4 protein-coding genes and 1 pseudogene are annotated in these 2,978 nt (G+C 62.7%); 3 read left to right on the top strand and 2 right to left on the bottom strand.

The annotated features are described in order from the left end of the window. A pseudogene (locus BO39_RS33440) lies at positions 1-86 on the top strand (IS5/IS1182 family transposase); the annotation flags it as partial. A gap of 370 nt (positions 87-456) precedes the next feature. Continuing rightward, positions 457-816, top strand: a complete 360-nt coding sequence (locus BO39_RS29130; protein WP_043840374.1) for a hypothetical protein — start codon at positions 457-459, stop codon at positions 814-816. A 380-nt stretch (positions 817-1,196) separates the two neighbouring features. Here the strand turns inward: BO39_RS29130 and BO39_RS29125 are convergent, their stop codons facing one another. After that, positions 1,197-1,538, bottom strand: coding sequence for a hypothetical protein (locus tag BO39_RS29125; protein WP_043840372.1), 342 nt, complete (start codon positions 1,536-1,538; stop codon positions 1,197-1,199). 464 nt (positions 1,539-2,002) lie between these two features. Beyond that, positions 2,003-2,248 (bottom strand): hypothetical protein, encoded by a 246-nt coding sequence (locus BO39_RS33435; RefSeq protein WP_156964150.1) that lies wholly within the window; start codon positions 2,246-2,248, stop codon positions 2,003-2,005. A gap of 454 nt (positions 2,249-2,702) precedes the next feature. On the opposite strand from BO39_RS33435, the gene BO39_RS29120 reads away from it, so the two are divergent. Continuing rightward, positions 2,703-2,978 (top strand): hypothetical protein (locus BO39_RS29120; RefSeq protein ID WP_043840370.1); only part of this gene is annotated, 276 nt, incomplete at its 3' end.

The raw sequence follows: 2,978 nt of genomic DNA, 5'->3' as shown, positions 1-2,978 counted from the left end.
ATGAGCGCCGCGCCGACATCCACCTGGCGTTCACGACGCTCGCCTGCGCCCTGGTCTGCCTCGGCCAAATCAAGCGGTTCTGTTAGGTGTTCTAAAGGACGGCATCTTTGGTGGATGGCAGCAGAACCCGTGCAATCAACGACCGACCAAGGAAATTGAACAAAACCGTATGATGATGTCTATTGCCTGAGCCGCGAGCCCTCTGCGTACTGGTATCGTGCATAAGGGAAATAATAAGGGCGACTGCCACGAAGGTGGTGCGCTGAGGCAGGACACAGGCGCTGCCAAGCCCGCTGAAAGCCACAAGCTCGCTGTGGAAAGGGAGCTCTGGAGTAGAAAGGTCGTTGGCACAGCCGTGGAACCTCCTCCAGGTGTGCGGCGCTTCCTCTTCGACGGGCTGCAGCGTCCGCGTGGGCCTAGGCTCGGTCATAGCGACGACCATCGAAGGCAACGACCATGGACAAGGACAAGACGGACCAGAAGCGCGATGAGGAGACCGGGCACTGGGTCTCCGATCTGAGGCCCGGCGCGACGCCGGAGGCCAAGGTCGATAAGGCGGTCGAGGATACCTTTCCGGCGTCCGATCCCGCTCATAAGAGCGGCGTCACCGGCTTCATCTCCCCGGATGGGACGGACACAGCAGTTCACGGCAACCCCGCGGAGCAGAACTCGGCTGCCTTAGCCTCTGCTCAGGGATGGGCCGGCCAAGCAGGGGGAACTGCCGCTGCGGCTGTCAGCCAACACCCGCTGGCGGCTCTGCTGATTGCTGGCGCTGTTGGCTTCGTGTTCGGGCTCACGGCCCACACCAGGCGGTAAGTTGGGGCGGGAGCACGCTTGTGTACCGCCCCCAGCCTCTGAGACATTTGAGTGGAGCCCATGCAGCGAGAGCCGCGGGTGAAAGCTGATCCTGGCAGACGACATCCGGTGTTCTGAAGCCGTGTCGATTGACCAGTCATGTTGAGTTGTAGGTCCGGCAGAATTCAAGCGGCGTCCGGCAGAGGTGCTCAATGGTGTCGAAAGTCCGGACCTACAGAACCCCTTTGCGCCTCATCCCTTTGTCCCCGGCTCCACCTCAGGTCGAAACTGCTCGTGAAGTCGGACGCCACCCCGTTGAGTTCGTGCGGATCCGCTGACTTGGCCAGGTCCTCCCTAGCCTTTCGGACAGCCGCAAGGTGCTCTGCAAAGGCGTGCTCGACCTAGCCTCGTCCCGGCGCCACGGCAGCCGCCTTCCCCTCGGCCAGGGCACGCAGACCACCTTTTGCCTTCACCACCGGTACATCGCGGCCGAGGAGGTGAATGGCTTCCGGCTTCGCCGTTGGGGCCGGCTTCGGCTTGTCTGTACCCTCCTCTGCCTCTTCGATGCCGATGGCACGCGCCTTGATCCTGGCCCCGGAGCCCGCAACCGCCCGTCCTTGGGTGATGGCGGCGTCGGCATCATGGCCCAGACGCTCAGCTACGATGGCCGCCCTGAGGGTCAGGACGGGGGCGCGGTTCACCTTGAACTTGTCGGCTTCGCTTACTTTGGCAGCCTTTCGCACGTTACATGGAAAACGCCACCTGGGAGGCTCACGAATGAGTAGGTGGACCCGCGAACAACGCTTCGACCTCCGGGTGCTGATCGCTATAGCACTGCTAATCTTCGTCGTGTCCGTGCTCATGCTCACGGTCGGCAGAGACATGTTCTGGGGCGCCGTTGGGTAGAATGCGGCCGCAGGACAGCGGCGTCTGGGGGCTGATCTGCTGGTCCTTTCCCCTGGCCTGACCCGGGCGGAAGCAGCGGTGCGATTGCGATGCGGAGGTGGAAGATTGTCCGGCCATACCGACAGCGCCTCTCGCCGTAGCGCTGTAGCCTCTGCTCCAGGTGCTGGTCAGGTCACGCAGCACGTAGTCCGCCACAGCGTATTGCTGCCTTGCCCCATGTTTGCGCCTGTGTTCACCACTGGCGCCTCTCACAGCCTAGGAGCGTCAGTCGGCAAGTGGTCCCAACACCCGTTCTGATCGCTTATTCGCCGTATGCCGCCACGATAGCAGCGGCCATGGCCGCCTCGCGGGTCACGCCACCACCGACCGCAACCTCACGCTCGACATCTTCATCCAGCGTAAGTACCTCCCAGATCCAAGGCTCTTCCTTGCTGTCGGGATCGGGGAACACGCGGAGCAACAGATCCGGTCTACCGGGTTTGCCAGGCTCTGTCCTGGTCCAGGTGTTACCCCAGTCTTCAGTCCATCCTGCGGTCAGGTCCATCATTTGCCGTCCTCGCCCTGGTGCTTCCGCAAGCGCGCACCAAGCGTCTTGAAGCGACCAGGAGGGCATTTGACGCGATGCCCCCTACCAGCGGCGATTGCCATAAGGGCGTTGGCCACCATCGTAACCCCTCGGAGCACCGTAGCCGCCACGATAACCATCGCGATAGCCGTCGTGACGGTGCCCACAACTGCTGACCATCAGGCCGATGCCCAGCAGGAGCGCGTATAGAACTTCCACCCGCATGCTCATTCCTCCCGCCTCAGGTTCTTGGAGACCCGCTGCATGGATCTGGGGAGGAGGGTGCCTTAGCGGTAGGGAGGTAGTGGAGGACCCAGTGGCGCCGATTACGCGTGTCCTATGAGCCATCGCCAGGGCGGCCCACTGCGCCCGCCCTGGGCAGCACGCCCGCCGGTGCCAGTCAGACGCCGCCCTGCCGACCGCCTGCGCCAGCTATATGGAGAAGAAGGTTGCCTACCACGCCGCGTTCCACCAGCTGTGTGACGCCAAGGAAGCCGGCAACAAGGCGGAGGAGCGCCGACTGGACATTGTGCAGCATGCCCTCGCTGCAGAGCAGGAGGAGCCAGTTGCCGTCATCATCGAGACCATGGCTACTACACTAGCCGGCAGAGTTGCTAAGACGCGGTTTTCAGAATTCCTGAGCGAGTCGTCCTGCAACCAGGAATATGCATGCGGTCTGGAGCAGGGACTGAATGATGAAGCCGCAGCGATC

The sequence above is a fragment of the Roseomonas aerilata DSM 19363 genome, assembly GCF_000711725.1.
Taxonomy (GTDB): Bacteria; Pseudomonadota; Alphaproteobacteria; order Acetobacterales; family Acetobacteraceae; genus Roseomonas; species Roseomonas aerilata.
Note: the sequence above shows the minus strand (reverse complement) of the source record. Positions and strands in the feature narration are given on the sequence as shown.

Bases quoted from the DNA above. Each gene is read 5' to 3' on its own strand.
- BO39_RS29130 (WP_043840374.1), top strand. From the start codon at position 457: ATGGACAAGGACAAGACGGACCAGAAGCGCGATGAGGAGACCGGGCAC.
- BO39_RS33435 (WP_156964150.1), bottom strand. From the start codon at position 2,248: ATGATGGACCTGACCGCAGGATGGACTGAAGACTGGGGTAACACCTGG.